Source organism: Pseudomonas sp. M20 (assembly GCF_045037865.1).
Taxonomy (GTDB): Bacteria; Pseudomonadota; Gammaproteobacteria; order Pseudomonadales; family Pseudomonadaceae; genus Aquipseudomonas.
On sequence record NZ_CP173611.1, the window covers coordinates 927059 to 940934 of the forward strand.

General features: G+C 59.4%; 16 protein-coding genes. 7 read left to right on the forward strand and 9 right to left on the reverse strand.

What is annotated here, in order from left to right:
* Positions 1-66: 66 nt before the first annotated feature.
* On the forward strand, positions 67-1041 hold the full coding sequence (gene cysB / locus ACI514_RS04200) for an HTH-type transcriptional regulator CysB (protein WP_007908591.1): 975 nt from the start codon (positions 67-69) through the stop codon (positions 1039-1041).
* Positions 1042-1050: 9 nt separating this feature from the next.
* Here cysB and ACI514_RS04205 read toward each other — a convergent pair whose 3' ends face one another.
* Both ACI514_RS04205 and ACI514_RS04210 read right to left on the reverse strand, forming a co-directional pair.
* On the reverse strand, positions 1051-1533 hold the full coding sequence (locus ACI514_RS04205) for a GreA/GreB family elongation factor (RefSeq protein ID WP_160058916.1): 483 nt from the start codon (positions 1531-1533) through the stop codon (positions 1051-1053).
* Positions 1534-1535: 2 nt separating this feature from the next.
* Positions 1536-1946 carry a hypothetical protein gene (locus ACI514_RS04210; RefSeq protein ID WP_160058915.1) on the reverse strand — a complete coding sequence of 137 codons (411 nt, stop codon included), beginning with the start codon at positions 1944-1946 and terminating at the stop codon, positions 1536-1538.
* A gap of 124 nt (positions 1947-2070) precedes the next feature.
* Here ACI514_RS04210 and earP point away from each other — a divergent pair, with 124 nt between their 5' ends.
* Both earP and ACI514_RS04220 read left to right on the forward strand, forming a co-directional pair.
* Complete coding sequence (earP, locus tag ACI514_RS04215; protein WP_160058914.1) at positions 2071-3213, forward strand: elongation factor P maturation arginine rhamnosyltransferase EarP; 1143 nt, start codon at positions 2071-2073, stop codon at positions 3211-3213.
* 48 nt (positions 3214-3261) lie between these two features.
* Entirely contained in the window at positions 3262-3831 is a 570-nt protein-coding gene (locus ACI514_RS04220) for an elongation factor P (RefSeq protein ID WP_007908599.1), read from the forward strand.
* Positions 3832-4016: 185 nt separating this feature from the next.
* On the opposite strand, the gene ACI514_RS04225 is transcribed toward ACI514_RS04220, so the two are convergent.
* From ACI514_RS04225 to ACI514_RS04240, 4 genes are all read right to left on the reverse strand, one after another.
* Positions 4017-5027 (reverse strand): alpha/beta hydrolase, encoded by a 1011-nt coding sequence (locus tag ACI514_RS04225; RefSeq protein ID WP_405123130.1) that lies wholly within the window; start codon positions 5025-5027, stop codon positions 4017-4019.
* A 34-nt stretch (positions 5028-5061) separates the two neighbouring features.
* Positions 5062-5481, reverse strand: a complete 420-nt coding sequence (locus ACI514_RS04230) for an organic hydroperoxide resistance protein (RefSeq protein WP_007908600.1) — start codon at positions 5479-5481, stop codon at positions 5062-5064.
* A gap of 326 nt (positions 5482-5807) precedes the next feature.
* Positions 5808-6290: a MarR family winged helix-turn-helix transcriptional regulator gene (locus ACI514_RS04235; RefSeq protein WP_160058912.1), complete on the reverse strand. Its 483-nt coding sequence runs from the start codon at positions 6288-6290 to the stop codon at positions 5808-5810.
* Between the two features lie 45 nt (positions 6291-6335).
* Positions 6336-7292, reverse strand: coding sequence for a LysR family transcriptional regulator (locus tag ACI514_RS04240; protein ID WP_405123131.1), 957 nt, complete (start codon positions 7290-7292; stop codon positions 6336-6338).
* Positions 7293-7402: 110 nt separating this feature from the next.
* On the opposite strand from ACI514_RS04240, the gene ACI514_RS04245 reads away from it, so the two are divergent.
* Entirely contained in the window at positions 7403-8152 is a 750-nt protein-coding gene (locus ACI514_RS04245; protein WP_160058910.1) for a sulfite exporter TauE/SafE family protein, read from the forward strand.
* Here the strand turns inward: ACI514_RS04245 and ACI514_RS04250 are convergent.
* Positions 8142-8996, reverse strand: coding sequence for a LysR substrate-binding domain-containing protein (locus tag ACI514_RS04250; protein WP_007908606.1), 855 nt, complete (start codon positions 8994-8996; stop codon positions 8142-8144). The genes ACI514_RS04245 and ACI514_RS04250 overlap by 11 nt on opposite strands.
* A 97-nt stretch (positions 8997-9093) precedes the next feature.
* Here ACI514_RS04250 and ACI514_RS04255 point away from each other — a divergent pair, with 97 nt between their 5' ends.
* Both ACI514_RS04255 and ACI514_RS04260 read left to right on the forward strand, forming a co-directional pair.
* On the forward strand, positions 9094-9315 hold the full coding sequence (locus ACI514_RS04255; protein WP_007908607.1) for a DUF1127 domain-containing protein: 222 nt from the start codon (positions 9094-9096) through the stop codon (positions 9313-9315).
* A gap of 80 nt (positions 9316-9395) precedes the next feature.
* Positions 9396-10622 carry a winged helix-turn-helix domain-containing protein gene (locus tag ACI514_RS04260; protein ID WP_405123132.1) on the forward strand — a complete coding sequence of 409 codons (1227 nt, stop codon included), beginning with the start codon at positions 9396-9398 and terminating at the stop codon, positions 10620-10622.
* 98 nt (positions 10623-10720) lie between these two features.
* Here ACI514_RS04260 and ACI514_RS04265 read toward each other — a convergent pair whose 3' ends face one another.
* Positions 10721-12067 carry a class II 3-deoxy-7-phosphoheptulonate synthase gene (locus ACI514_RS04265; protein WP_405123133.1) on the reverse strand — a complete coding sequence of 449 codons (1347 nt, stop codon included), beginning with the start codon at positions 12065-12067 and terminating at the stop codon, positions 10721-10723.
* Between the two features lie 150 nt (positions 12068-12217).
* On the opposite strand from ACI514_RS04265, the gene ACI514_RS04270 reads away from it, so the two are divergent.
* Positions 12218-12973, forward strand: a complete 756-nt coding sequence (locus tag ACI514_RS04270; protein ID WP_160058907.1) for a spermidine synthase — start codon at positions 12218-12220, stop codon at positions 12971-12973.
* A gap of 107 nt (positions 12974-13080) precedes the next feature.
* Here the strand turns inward: ACI514_RS04270 and ACI514_RS04275 are convergent, their stop codons facing one another.
* Positions 13081-13872, reverse strand: a complete 792-nt coding sequence (locus tag ACI514_RS04275; RefSeq protein ID WP_160058906.1) for a crotonase/enoyl-CoA hydratase family protein — start codon at positions 13870-13872, stop codon at positions 13081-13083.
* Positions 13873-13876 lie beyond the last annotated feature (4 nt).

The following is a 13876-nucleotide window of genomic DNA, read 5'->3' on the forward strand; positions in this document are numbered from 1 at the left end:
AAACCATTAATATAGTTATATACCGTCGCTGATGCCCGTGGCGTCTACCTGCTTTGAGGGATTCATATGAAGCTTCAACAACTGCGCTACATCTGGGAAGTGGCGCACCACGACCTCAACGTTTCCGCTACAGCCCAAAGCCTTTACACCTCGCAACCGGGCATCAGTAAACAAATCCGCCTGCTGGAAGACGAACTTGGCGTCGAAGTGTTTGCCCGCAGCGGCAAGCACCTGACCCGAGTGACCCCGGCCGGCGAGCGCATCATCACCACCGCCGGTGAGATTCTGCGCAAGGTCGAAAGCATCAAACAGATCGCTCAGGAATTTTCCAACGAGAAGAAAGGCACCCTGTCGATCGCTACCACCCATACCCAGGCACGTTATGCGCTGCCACCGGTGATCAGCAATTTCATCAAGCAATACCCGGACGTGGCGCTGCACATGCATCAGGGTTCGCCGATGCAGATCGCCGAAATGGCCGCTGACGGCACTGTTGATTTTGCCATTGCCACCGAAGCGCTGGAGCTGTTCGGCGACCTGGTGATGATGCCGTGCTATCGCTGGAACCGTTGCGTAGTCGTGCCGCAGGGCCACCCGCTGACCAAGCTGCCGAAGCTGACCCTGGAAGCACTGGCCGAATACCCGATCGTGACTTACGTATTTGGTTTTACCGGTCGCTCGAAACTCGACGAAGCCTTCAGTCATCGCGGTCTGACACCGAAAGTGGTGTTCACCGCTGCCGACGCCGACGTGATTAAAACCTACGTACGCCTGGGGCTGGGTGTGGGCATCGTCGCTAAAATGGCGGTCGACACCAAACTCGACAACGACCTGGTGGTGCTGGATGCCAGCGAGCTGTTCGAATCGAGCATCACCAAGATCGGTTTCCGTCGCGGCACCTTCCTGCGTGGTTTCATGTGCGACTTCATCGAGAAGTTCGCTCCGCACCTGACCCGCGAAGTCATGGCCAAAGCCATTCAGTGCCACAACAAGCAGGAACTGGAAGAACTGTTCGACGGCGTCGAACTGCCGGTTCACTGATCAACTACCTTAAAGCACCTCGGTGACAGCAAATTGTTGCCGGGTGCCCGCCACCAGAATCTCCACCTCATCGCCTTCGCACCTGCCCAGCAGACCTTTGCCCAGCGGCGAGCGCGGGGTGATCACGGTAATCGGCTGTCCGACCACATCGACTTTCAGCCCTGCCGCATCCGGTGCCAGAAACAGCCATTGTTCGCGACCCTTTTCGTCCTCCAGACCGAGCAGGGCGCCGACCTCGATTCCACGATTTTCATCGTAGGCACGCAGCGTCAGGTTCTGACACAACGCCAGTGACTGACGAATTTCCTCGACACGTTTCGCCTGTCCGGCCGCCAGATACGACGCCTCAAGGCCCAGCGTGTCGTACTTGTTTTCGGCGATGTTTTCTTCGTGGGTCGCGGTTTCGTAAGCGGTTTGCGCAGCGCGTTCGGCGATGTCGAGGTCGATGCGCAGTTTGTCGAGAATCAGTTGGTGAACCGTGTGTTTGTTCATGATCAATCGCAGAATTGCAAAACGTTGGCGCGGCTTTTCTCGCTCGGAGCCGTCTGATCCTGTTGCAGCCAGAACTGACACTTTGGATTCGACAGATTACGCGTGCTGCCACGCGCCTGATCCAGCCGTGCCTGCTGCTCGTTCTTGCGCAGGTTTTCTTCGTACTGCTGGAACAACGGGCTCTGCGGTGGAATATCCGGCTGGACTTGAACAGCCGCCGGCGGATTGGCCAGTTGCTGCACAGCTTGAGCAACCGGTGCCAGTTGTTCTTTGAACACGAAATGCGACAGTAGCCAGCAGGTCAGCGCAATGGCGACGAAGCCCAGCCACATGCCCAAGGCAATGCTGCCGATCAGATGCAGCGCACTAAGCTGAACAGGCAAAGGACGGCGCGGGTTGGGACGGTAGGGCATGGCTGCCTCCTGGCGGGTGATTGCGGGCAAGTGGCGATTGTCGCACGAAGATTAATCGCCGTCGGGACTTCTGCGCGAGGTCATTTATGCGGACAATCGCTGCTTTTGCCAACGGGAGTCTTGAATGCCGGAATTGAAACCCCGCTGGGATATTTTCTGCACGGTGGTCGACAACTTTGGCGACATCGGCGTGACTTGGCGTCTGGCCCGGCAATTGGTGGCTGAGCATGGTTTGGCAGTGCGATTGTGGGTCGATGATCTGCGCGCATTCGAACGCATTTGCCCGGTGATTGATATCAACGCCGCACAGCAATCGCAACAAGGCGTCGAAGTGCGGCACTGGCCGGCTGAGTGGGTGCACACAGATGCGGCGGATGTGGTGATCGCCGCGTTTGCCTGCCAGTTGCCCAGTGACTACATGGATGCTATGGCCGAGCGTGAAAAGCCGCCGTTGTGGATGAACCTCGACTACCTCAGCGCCGAGGACTGGGTTGTCGGTTGCCACGGTCTGCCGTCGGTGAAATACAAATCGGTGCAAAAAATCTTCTTTTTCCCCGGTTTCCAGCCCGGTACTGGCGGTTTGCTGCGTGAGCGTGGATTGCTTGGGCAGCGTCGCCAGTTTCAACAGGATCCCGAGGCGCAGCGACAATTCCTGCAAGGCCTGGGCATCGATCGCGCGCCTGAGGCGCAGCTGATTTCGTTATTTGCCTACGAGAATGCCGGGCTGGCCAGTTGGTTGGACGTGTTGGCAGCGGACGCCGCGCCGACCCATCTGCTAGTGCCGGAAGGGCGGGTTCTTGGCGATGTGGCGCGCTGGCTGGGTGTGGAAACGCTGACCGTTGGTGCGATCCATGTGCGTCAATCCCTGATCGTGCAAGTGCTGCCGTTCGTCCGACAGGATCAATATGATCACTTGCTCTGGTGCTGCGATTTCAATGCGGTGCGCGGTGAAGATTCGTTTGTCCGCGCGCAATGGGCGGGGCGGCCGATGCTCTGGCACATCTATCAGCAGGACGAAGACATCCATCTGGACAAGCTCGACGCCTTCCTCGCGCTCTACACAAAAGGCCTGTCACCGGCCGCTGCCGAGGCGGTGAACGGTCTCTGGCGAGCGTGGAGCGCCGGTCAACCCATCGGCGAACACTGGCTCGCCGCCCGTAATCATTGGCCAGAACTGCAGAAAAATGCCGAAGCGTGGTGTCTGGAACAAGGCTTGCAGGCCGATCTTGCCGCAGCGCTGGTACAGTTTTACCTAAATTGGATATGATACGCGGCCTAGATTTTTGTAAATCCCATCCAAATTCGGATATTCGCAATGAAAACTGGTAAAGAACTGAAACCCGGTACCGTGATCCGTCTCGAGAACGATCCTTGGCTGGTTCAGAAAGCTGAATTCACCAAATCGGGCCGTAACAGCGCGATCATGAAGACCAAGCTGAAAAACCTGCTGACCGGTTACAAGACCGAGATCGTTTACAGCGCTGATGACAAACTGGACGACGTAATCCTCGACCGCAAAGAAGCGACCCTGTCCTTCATCAGCGGCGACACCTACACGTTCATGGACACCACTGACTACACCATGTACGAGCTGAACGCTGAAGACATCGAAGCTGTTCTGCCTTTCGTTGAAGAAGGCATGACCGATGTTTGCGAAGCGATCTTCTTCGAAGAGCGTCTGGTTTCCGTAGAGCTGCCGACCACCATCGTGCGCGTAGTTGACTACACCGAAGGTTCGGCTCGCGGCGACACTTCCGGCAAAGTCATGAAGCCAGCCAAGCTGGCTAACGGTACTGAGCTGCAAGTTGCTGACTTCATCGAAATCGGTGACAAGATCGAAATCGACACCCGCGAAGGCGGTTCCTACAAAGGCCGTGCCAAATAAGCATCGGTTTTTGCGGAAAGAAAAAGCCCGACCATTGAGTCGGGCTTTTTTGTGCCTGCAGTTTTGAACTGCACACCTATCCCCCGTGGGAGCGAGCCTGCTCGCGAATGCGTTCTGTCCGCCAGCACATCACCGGATGACACACCGCTTTCGCGAGCAGGCTCGCTCCCACAATGGGCTCGTAGTTACTTCAAGTGTTGCTTGAGTTCTTCAGATGCCTGCAGCATTGCCGAACGCACTGCCGGCACCTGACTGACCACGTTAAGCAAGCCGTAATCGTGAATCATGCCGTTGTAACGCACCGACGTCACCGCTACACCAGCCTCGTCGAGTTTGCGAGCGTAAGCTTCACCCTCATCACGCAGCACATCGGCGCCGGCGGTCTGCACCAGAGCGGGCGGCAGGCCCTTCAGTTGTGCAGTGGTGGCCCGCAGCGGCGAGGCGTAGATCTCGTTTCGCTGCTTGGCGTCAGTGGTGTAGTTGTCCCAGAACCATTTCATCATGTTGCGCGTGAGGAAGTGCCCTTCGGCGTACTGATTGTAGGAGCCAGTATCGAAATTGGCGTCCGTCACTGGCCACAGCAGCACCTGGAATTTGATCGCCGGAGTGCCTTTTTCTTTGGCCATCAGTGCAACCACGGCCGCCATGTTGCCGCCGACGCTGTTGCCCGCCACAGCCAGACGCTTGCCGTCGACATTGATCTCTTTACCGTGCTCAGCGACCCACTTCGTCGCTGCGTAGGCCTGATTGATTGCTACCGGGTAATGCACTTCCGGGGAAGGCGTGTAATTGACGAATACCGCCGCCGCTCCCGAACCAACCACCAGATCCCGCACCAGCCGCTCGTGCGTCGGGAAATCGCCCAGCACCCAGCCACCGCCGTGGAAGAACATGAACACTGGCAGCTCGCCCTTGACCCCGGCCGGCCGGACGATGATCAGGCTCAACGGTTGGCCATCGACCTGGATGGTCTTCTCGCTGACGTCCGCTTTGGGCAGCGTCAACTTGACCCCGGACTGCGCACCGACCAGCACGGCGCGGGCATCTTTGGGCGTCAGCTGTTCCATCGGTTTGCCGGTGCCGGCATTCAGCACATCGAGAAATGCCTGAGTGTTGTGTTCGACATCACCGGCGAAAGCGCTGTGGATAGACAGGGCGAGAAGGGTACCGGTCAAGACTTTGCTGAAAGTGTGCATGTTCATTTCCTGTTCGGGCCTGGGGCGTCAGTGATCAGACGGTAACGTGCAGACGCACATCGACGTTGCCACGGGTGGCGTTGGAGTACGGGCAGACCTGGTGCGCTGCGTCGACCAGCGCTTGCGCATCGGCTTGTTCCAGACCTGGCAGGCTGATGTGCAGATCGATGTCGAGACCGAAGCCGCCGGGGATCTGGCCGATACCGACGTGGGCGGTGATCGAGGCGTCGTCAGGGATTTTGCGTTTGGTCTGGCTGGCGACGAATTTCAGAGCGCCGATGAAGCAGGCCGAGTAGCCAGCAGCGAACAGTTGCTCTGGGTTGGTCGCCGCGCCGCCGGCACCGCCGAGTTCTTTCGGGGTAGCCAGTTTGACGTCGAGAATGTTGTCGCTGGAGATCGCACGACCATCACGGCCGCCAGTGGAGGTTGCGATTGCGGTGTAGAGAGTTTGCATGGTGTGAGCCTCATTGGGTGTGGTTGTACGCGCTAATTATTTGCGCGCTAAGTAAGTGCGAAGTGAATGTATCGCGCTAATATATTGTGCGCAAGATAAATTTCTGAAGAATTTGCGTTTCGGCAAAAACGGCGAATCGCTGGTCAGCCTGAAAAGTGCGATTTAGAGGGGATAGCGGGGAGATCGGGCGTTGAAAAATATTCTTCAGACGACGAGATCAAATGTAGGAGTGAGCCTGCTCGCGATAGCGGTGGTTCAGTCGACTTCTGAGTTGACTGGCACTCCGCTATCGCGAGCAGGCTCACTCCTACAGGGATTGGTGGGCCTTAGATAAGGCTTTCTTGTAGATGACTACGCAGTGCCTGCAACTCTGCTTGCAGCTTCTGCAGGCGTTCCAGAGAGAAGCCGCTGGCGCCGAGGATGCATTGCGGGACCGTCTGGGCTTTTTCTTTCAGCGCGCGGCCTTGCTCGGTCAACTCGACAATCACCACGCGCTCATCCTCACGGCTGCGCGTGCGACTCAGTAAGCCTTCGCCTTCCAGGCGCTTGAGCAGCGGAGTCAGCGAGCCGGGATCGGTCAGCAGTCGCGTGCTGATTTCTCCGACGGTCAAGCCATCCTTTTCCCACAGCACCATCATTGCCAGGTATTGCGGATAGGTCAGGTTCAAGGCTTGCAGCAGTGGCTTGTAGACCTTGGTCATCATCAGCGAAGTGGAGTGCAGGGCGAAGCACGCCTGATTGTCGAGGAGCAGGTCGTCGCAGTTGTCGCGTTCGGAAGTCATGTCAAAGCCTTGTTCGGTAATGGCCATGAATCTAGCGCTCGAATCTTTAATGCGCCAGATAATTCTCCAGTGCTAGTGTCGGTCCAGGTCCCTCTGTAGGGCCAGATCCCACGGAGGCACCGGGCTGAAACGGGTCTTGAGATATTCCAGAAGCAGGCGGCTGCGCGAGTTGGTTTGTTGCTCCATGCGCAGCGCGTAAATGCCGGTGGATTCCGGGCTTGGCAGGCCGTTTTCGCAGAACAGCGGTACCAGTTCCCCGCGTAGCAGGTATTCGCTCGCCAGCCAGGTCGGCAAATGCGCGATGCCCAAGCCAGCCAAGGCGCCGCAGACCAAGGCCTCGGCATTGTTGGCACTCATGCGGATGCGTGCCGGGCGGTGTAAGTGCATCTGGCCGTCGTGCTCGAAGCGCCAAGCGAAGGGCGGGGCGAGGCCTTCCCAATCCAGACCATCATGCTCACCAAGTTGTGCCGGACTGCCGGGCACGCCCCGGCGTTTGAGATAGTCAGGACTGGCGCAGGCAATGCGCACCATGTTCGCCAAGGGCGTGGCTACCAATCGCGTGTCAGCCATTTGCCCGGCACGCAGCACCAGATCAACCTTGCCCAGGTTTGAGCCGCCCATGTCGACGAAACTGTCGATCAAGTGCAACTGCACATCCAATCCCGGGTAGAGCACGAGAAAGTCGGCAATCACCGGCGCCAGATGCCGGCGTCCGAACGCAGCGGGGGCGTCGATGCGAATCAAGCCTTCCGGCGCGCTGCTCAGCGACACAGCTTCGGCCCGCGCCAGTTGCAACTCGGCGACTATGCGTCGGGCACGTTCGGCGAACGCCAGACCGGCGGGCGTCGCGCGTACGGCATGGGTGCTGCGTACAAATAACTGGCTGCCGACGGCGCTTTCCAAGCTGTCGATCCGTCGCGCGACGGCGGAAGGTGTCAGCGGATGACGGCGCGAGGCGGCGGAAAAACTGCCACTCTCCAGCACGTCGAGAAACAGCCCGAGTTGATCGGTCAATTGATTGGGATTCATATCTGCTCAGCGCTTGTGCGAATTCGGCATAGCCATTGTGCGTTGCTGTGCGTTTCCCCGCCAGCCATGGCTGCGTAGGATGAATCGCCTGACGTAAGAGGAATTCGGTTGTGATTGAGTTTTTGTTGTACCTGCTGTTCGGTGCCGCCCTCGGCACGCTCGGCGGAATATTCGGTATTGGCGGCGGCTTGATCGCCATTCCTTTGCTCGGCGTGTGGTTTGGTCTCGATCAGCAGATCGCCCAAGGCACGGCGCTGGTCATGGTCGTACCGAACGTGATGCTGGCGCTGTGGCGTTACCACCAGCGCAATCGCATCGAACTGCGGCACGCGTTGCCCCTGGCGATCATGGGTTTCTGCTTTGCCTGGATCGGTTCGATCTGGGCAGTGGGCATAGATGCGCAAACCATGCGCATCGGCTTTGTCGCGTTCCTGGTGGTGCTCTCGGCGTACAACCTGCTGAAGATGTTCGGCAAGCCACCCGCTGCGACGTCTGAAATGCGCTATTCCTGGCCTTGGCTCGGCGTGCTTGGCGCGGCGTCCGGAACCATGGGCGGTTTGTTCGGTGTCGGCGGCGCGGTGGTGGCAACGCCGGTGCTGACCAGCCTGTTCGGCACCACGCAAGTGGTTGCTCAAGGCTTGTCGCTGGCCTTGGCCTTGCCAAGCACCGGCGTGACTCTGGTGACTTACGCGGTACACCACGAAGTCGACTGGATGATCGGTCTGCCACTGGCGATCGGCGGTCTGGCGAGCATCAGTTGGGGAGTGAAAGTCGCCCACGCCATGCCGGAAAAACTCCTGCGCGGGCTGTTCTGCGGTTTCCTGGTGCTGTGCGCGGTGATGCTCGCGTTTAAAGTTTAAAACCTTCGACGATGTGCTCAGCCAGGCATTCAGTGATCGGCGACGGATTGTTCAGGTTGCGGATCAGCATGATGCTGGCCTCGGGCAACAGCGGCAGATCTTCGGCGGCGCCAAGGATGCGCATGTCCGGGGTGATCAGGCTTTCCAGTTGCGCGGTGATCGCCAGACCCGCGCTCACCACCGCCATCAGCGCCGAGAGGCTGGTGCTGTTGTAAGCGATGCGGTATTCACGGCCCATCGCGTCCAGCGCGTTACACGCCCACAAACGGCAGAAACAATCACTGTTGAACATCGCCAGCGGCAACGGCGTCTGTTCGTGGGCGCTGAAATTCTGCGCCTCGGCCCAGACAAACCGTTCTTTGCGCAGTAACTGGCCGATCTCGTTACCCGGCTCGCGGGTAACGATCGACAAATCCAGGTCAGTGCGCTGCAACAGCTGTTTGGTCGACTCGCAATGCACTTCGATCTGGATCAGTGGATAGAACTGCGCAAACCGCGACAGAATCCCCGGCAGAAACCTCATCACGTAATCATCGGGCGTGCCGATGCGCACGGTGCCGACCATGTGCGGCTCGCGCAGCGTGTTGAACACTTCGCTGTGCAACTTGAGGATGCGCCGCGCGTAACCGAGCAGCACCTGGCCCTCGGCGGTCAGGCGCACCTGGCGGCCGTCGCGCTCGAACAACTGCCGCTGCAAGACGTCTTCTTCCAGGCGCTTCATCTGCATGCTCACCGCCGACTGCGTGCGGTTGACCATTTCACCGGCGCGGGTGAAACCGCCCTGATCAGCGATGGCGACGAAGGTGCGCAGGACATCGGTATCGATACTGGGGTAGGCCGACAATTGATGAATCTCCGTGATGCATGCCATCAGAAACATTCGTTGGATTGATCTTAGCGCTGGCGCGAGACTTGAGCCATCCACAAAAGGAGGCAACACGATGAAAGGTCAAAGAGAGTATGTAGACGAATCAAAATTTTCCGGCCATGGCCATATCGTTTCCGACCTGCTGCACAAGTTTAGCCGCTGGTACGAACTGCACCGTGAACGTGAGTTGCTCGCCAGTCTGAGTGATGAAGCGTTGAAAGACATCGGCGTCAGTCGTGCCGACGTTGAACACGAAGCCGTGCGGCCGTTCTGGGATGACCCGATGCATAAATGACCCGCTGCATAAATGATCAGCAGAGCCCTACACAAACCAACTTCCAGTGAGGTAGGTTGCGAGCAGACAAGGAGATGCTCATGCCCGCAACAGTATCCTTTTCCCTCAAACAGGCGCGACGACTGGCGCTGGCGGCCCAAGGCTTCAACGGGCGCCAGCCGCCGACTGTCAAGGCCGCCCACGTCAACCGGCTGATCGAACGGCTGGGCTTGTTGCAAATCGACTCCGTCAACGCCGTGGTGCGTTCGCACTACCTGCCGCTGTTTTCCCGTCTCGGTTCCTATTCCTCCGACTTGCTCGACCAGGCTGCCTGGAGTTCGGGGCGACGTCGCACGTTGTTCGAATACTGGGGCCATGAAGCGTCGCTGCTGCCGCTGTCGATGTATCCGTTGCTGGGCTGGCGGATGCAGCGGGCCAGGCGAGGCGAGGATATTTATCAGCAACTGGCCAAATTCGGTCGCGAGCAGCAGGACGTGGTTCGTCGGGTCTTGAATTCGGTGGAAGAGCAGGGCGCGCTGGGGGCCGGCAGTCTGTCGACCCGTGAAGACAAGGCCGGGCCGTGGTGGGACTGGAGTGCGGAAAAACATGCGCTGGAATGGTTATTCGCGGCGGGTGAAGTGACGGTGGCGGGCCGGCGTGGTTTCGAGCGTTTGTATGATTTGCCGGAGCGGGTCATCCCGTCTTCCATTTTGCAGCAAGCTTTGCCTGATGAAGCCGAGGCGCAACGTGGCTTGTTGTTGCATGCGGCGCAAGCGTTGGGCGTCGGCACAGAAAAAGACCTGCGCGATTACTTCCGTCTGAATCCGGCGGATGCGCGTCCACGTCTGGCGGAACTGGTCGAAGCCGGGCAATTGCAGAGGTGCGAAGTCGCTGGTTGGCGACAGATCGCCTATTGCCTGCCGGAACCGAAAGTCCCGCGCAAGGTTGTCGCCAGTGCGCTGTTGTCGCCCTTCGATTCGTTGATCTGGGAACGCAGCCGCACCGAGCGGTTGTTCGATTTCCGCTATCGGCTGGAGATCTACACGCCGCAGGACAAACGGGTTTATGGCTATTACGTGTTGCCGTTTTTGCACAACGAGCGGATTGCCGCGCGGGTTGATTTGCGCGCGGAGCGAGCGGCCGGGCAGTTGGCGGTGCATGCGGTGCACGAAGAGGAGAAGGGACTTGATGAGGAGGGGATGTTGGCGCTGGCGCTGAACTTGCGACAGATGGCGGGTTGGTTGGGGCTTGCGCGGGTGCAGTTGAATTGTCAGCGCGAGAGTGCGGCGCGGTTGCGGGTGGCATTGGCAGAGGTTGGCGGTGTCTGAGCCGGCCTCTTCGCGAGCAGGCTCGCTCCCACATGGGTTTCGTATACGACACAAATCCAGTGTGGGAGCGAGCCTGCTCGCGAAAGAGGCGACTCGGTCTAGCGGCGAACCTGCTTGAGGGTTTCAGCAATCAAGAACGCCAACTCCAGCGACTGATCGGCATTCATCCGTGGATCACAATGCGTGTGATAGCGATCCGACAATCCGTCTTCAGTAATCGGCCGCGCGCCACCAATGCACTCGGTGACATTCTGCCCGGTCATTTCAATATGAATCCCGCCGGCATAACTGCCTTCGGCTTCGTGCACCTGGAAGAACTGCTTCACCTCGCCAAGGATCTGCGCGAAGTCGCGGGTCTTGTAGCCGCTGCTGGCCTTGATGGTGTTGCCGTGCATCGGGTCGGAGCTCCACAGCACTTGCTTGCCTTCACTCTGCACCGCGCGGATCAGCGCTGGCAAATGATCGCCGACCTTGTTTGCGCCCATCCGCGCAATCAGGTTGAGGCGCCCCGGATCGTTGTCCGGGTTGAGCATGTCGATCAGGCGGATCAGATCCTCCGGGTTCATGCTCGGGCCGACCTTGACGCCGATCGGGTTGTTCACCCCACGCAGGAACTCAACATGCGCGCCGTCGAGCTGACGGGTACGGTCGCCGATCCACAGCATGTGTGCCGAGCAATCGTAGTAATCGTTGGTCAGGCTGTCGCGGCGCACGAAGGCTTCTTCGTAGTTCAGCAGCAACGCTTCGTGGGCGGTGAAGAAGCTGGTTTCGCGCAGTTGTGGCGAGCTGTCCATGCCGCAGGCGCGCATGAACGCCAGGGTTTCATCAATGCGGTCGGCGAGGTGGCTGTACTTCTCGGCCAGCGCCGAGTTGGCGATGAAGTCGAGGTTCCACTTGTGCACCTGATGCAGGTCGGCAAAACCGCCCTGAGCGAAGGCGCGCAGCAGGTTCAGCGTGGCAGTGGACTGGTGATAGGACTGCAGCAGACGCTCCGGATCCGGTACGCGACTTTTCTCGTCGAAGCCGATGCCGTTGACGATGTCGCCGCGATAAGCCGGGAGGGTCACGCCGTTGATGGTCTCGTCATTGGCCGAACGCGGTTTGGCGAATTGACCGGCCATGCGCCCGACCTTGACCACCGGGCAACCGGCGGCGAAGGTCATGACGATCGCCATTTGCAGCAACACTTTAAACGTGTCGCGAATTTTTGCCGCAGAGAACTCGGCGAAGCTTTCCGCACAATCGCCGCCCTGCAACAGAAACGCGCGGCCCTGGGTGACTTCGGCAAACTGTCGACGCAGTTCGCGCGCTTCACCGGCAAACACCAGCGGCGGATAACTGGCCAGGGTTTGCTCGACCTGGCGCAGGTGCGCGGCGTCGGGATATTGCGGTTGTTGCTGGATCGGCAGGGCGCGCCAGCTGTCAGGGCTCCACGGTTGGCTCATCACGGTCTCTAAGGGTCTACGCACGGAAGGCCATGTTAGCAGCAATTAGTGCGTGACCTGCTCCTGCCCCATCGCCGACAATCGCCGCTTTGCCACGGCGCCACAGCGGTGCCATCGCGTCACCGCGCCCGGTGACCATCAGGAGACGAAATGACTGAGGAGCGCGTCGAGCATCTGCTCGCCGAAGTACAGGATGAGTTCGGCGTGATTCGCGTGCTGGAAGTGGCTGATTACCGCTTTCTCGAGTTCGGCGATGCGATCGAGCAGAGCTGCGTGTTCACCGCGGATCCGAGCTGGCTGGAATACGATTACACCCGGGCGATGCTGATCGGTGCGTTGTGCCATGAGCAGCCGGAGAGTGCGCTGTTTCTCGGGCTGGGTGCCGGTACGCTGACGCAGGCCTGTCTCAAGTTCCTGTCGCTGGAAGATGTCGAAGCCATTGAACTGCGTCCGGATGTGCCACGTCTGGCGATCGAATACCTTGGGCTGGACGATGATCCACGCCTGTACATTCGCGTCGGCGATGCGCTGGAGTTGCTGCCGAGCGCTGAGCCGGCGGACCTGATTTTCGTCGACCTGTATACCGATGTCGGGCCGGGTGTCGGGCATCTGGCGTGGAGTTTTCTCGGCGACTGTCAGAAGCGGCTGAATCCCGGTGGCTGGCTGGTGATCAATCAGTGGGCTACCGATGATGGCAAACCGTTGGGCGCAGCGTTGTTGCGCGGGCTCTATCACCGGCATTACTGGGAGTTGCCGGTGAAGGAGGGCAATGTGATTCTGATTGTCCCGGCGGATCTCGATCAGGTGCTGGACATGCAGGCACTGACTGCCCGGGCCGAAGCGCTGGCGCCGCGGCTGGGGTATTCGTTGCAGTCGTTGATCAACAGTATTCGCCCGGCGACCTGAGTTGTCAGTGATGGACCCTTCGCGAGCAGGCTCGCTCCCACACTGGAATGCATTTCCCTGTGGGAGCGAGCCTGCTCGCGAAGAGGGCCTGATAGTCTGCGAAAATTTCAGATCCCTTTGAAAATGCCAGGTCGCCGCTCCACCAACGACCTCACCCCCTCCCTGGCATCCTCACTTGCCAGCAACTTCTTCACCAGCGCCGGCAGCCCTTGCGTCGCCGCCGTCTCACCCTCATACCGCGCCTGCCGCGCCGACATCAACGTCGCCTGCACCCCCAACGGTGCCTGCCGGGCAATCCGTTCAGCCAACTCAATCGCTCTCGGCAACAGGTCCTCACTGGCCATGACTTCCTGCACCAATCCCAGATGCAACGCCTCGTGCGCATCAAACTCATCGCCGGTCAGCAACCAGCGCATGGCATTGCCCCAACCGGCAATCTGTTGAAAACGTAAAGTCGCGCCACCAAAAGGAAAAATCCCACGCTGTACTTCCATTTGCGCGAAGCGGGTATTGCTCGCACAGAGATTGATATCTGCCGCCAGCATCAGCTCGATGCCAATGGTCAGGCAGTAGCCCTGCGCGGCGACAATCACCGGTTTGCTCACCCGTGGCCCGACGAAAACACCCCATGGGTCGCAACCGCCGGTCGGAACCTGCCAGCCTTCAGCGAGTGCGCCGCTGGCGCTGACCAGATCCAGACCAGCGGTAAAGTGCTCGCCGTGACCAAACACCACCGCCACCCGCGCTTCGCTGTCGGCCTCGAACTCACCGTAAGCCAAACTCAGGTCATTCAGCAGGTCGAGGTCGAAAGCATTGCGCTTGGCCGCTCGATCAAGGCCGATCAGGTTGACGTGACCACGACGTTCACGGCTGACGCGGCCGGGGCAGAGCTGATTCATGGCT

What these genes read in the sequence shown, in the direction of transcription:
- cysB (WP_007908591.1), top strand. Translation starts at nt 67, where the DNA reads ATGAAGCTTCAACAACTGCGCTACATCTGGGAAGTGGCGCACCACGAC.
- ACI514_RS04205 (WP_160058916.1), bottom strand. Translation starts at nt 1,533, where the DNA reads ATGAACAAACACACGGTTCACCAACTGATTCTCGACAAACTGCGCATC.
- ACI514_RS04210 (WP_160058915.1), bottom strand. Translation starts at nt 1,946, where the DNA reads ATGCCCTACCGTCCCAACCCGCGCCGTCCTTTGCCTGTTCAGCTTAGT.
- earP (WP_160058914.1), top strand. Translation starts at nt 2,071, where the DNA reads ATGCCGGAATTGAAACCCCGCTGGGATATTTTCTGCACGGTGGTCGAC.
- ACI514_RS04220 (WP_007908599.1), top strand. Translation starts at nt 3,262, where the DNA reads ATGAAAACTGGTAAAGAACTGAAACCCGGTACCGTGATCCGTCTCGAG.
- ACI514_RS04225 (WP_405123130.1), bottom strand. Translation starts at nt 5,027, where the DNA reads ATGCACACTTTCAGCAAAGTCTTGACCGGTACCCTTCTCGCCCTGTCT.
- ACI514_RS04230 (WP_007908600.1), bottom strand. Translation starts at nt 5,481, where the DNA reads ATGCAAACTCTCTACACCGCAATCGCAACCTCCACTGGCGGCCGTGAT.
- ACI514_RS04235 (WP_160058912.1), bottom strand. Translation starts at nt 6,290, where the DNA reads ATGGCCATTACCGAACAAGGCTTTGACATGACTTCCGAACGCGACAAC.
- ACI514_RS04240 (WP_405123131.1), bottom strand. Translation starts at nt 7,292, where the DNA reads ATGAATCCCAATCAATTGACCGATCAACTCGGGCTGTTTCTCGACGTG.
- ACI514_RS04255 (WP_007908607.1), top strand. Translation starts at nt 9,094, where the DNA reads ATGAAAGGTCAAAGAGAGTATGTAGACGAATCAAAATTTTCCGGCCAT.
- ACI514_RS04260 (WP_405123132.1), top strand. Translation starts at nt 9,396, where the DNA reads ATGCCCGCAACAGTATCCTTTTCCCTCAAACAGGCGCGACGACTGGCG.
- ACI514_RS04265 (WP_405123133.1), bottom strand. Translation starts at nt 12,067, where the DNA reads ATGAGCCAACCGTGGAGCCCTGACAGCTGGCGCGCCCTGCCGATCCAG.
- ACI514_RS04270 (WP_160058907.1), top strand. Translation starts at nt 12,218, where the DNA reads ATGACTGAGGAGCGCGTCGAGCATCTGCTCGCCGAAGTACAGGATGAG.
- ACI514_RS04275 (WP_160058906.1), bottom strand. Translation starts at nt 13,872, where the DNA reads ATGAATCAGCTCTGCCCCGGCCGCGTCAGCCGTGAACGTCGTGGTCAC.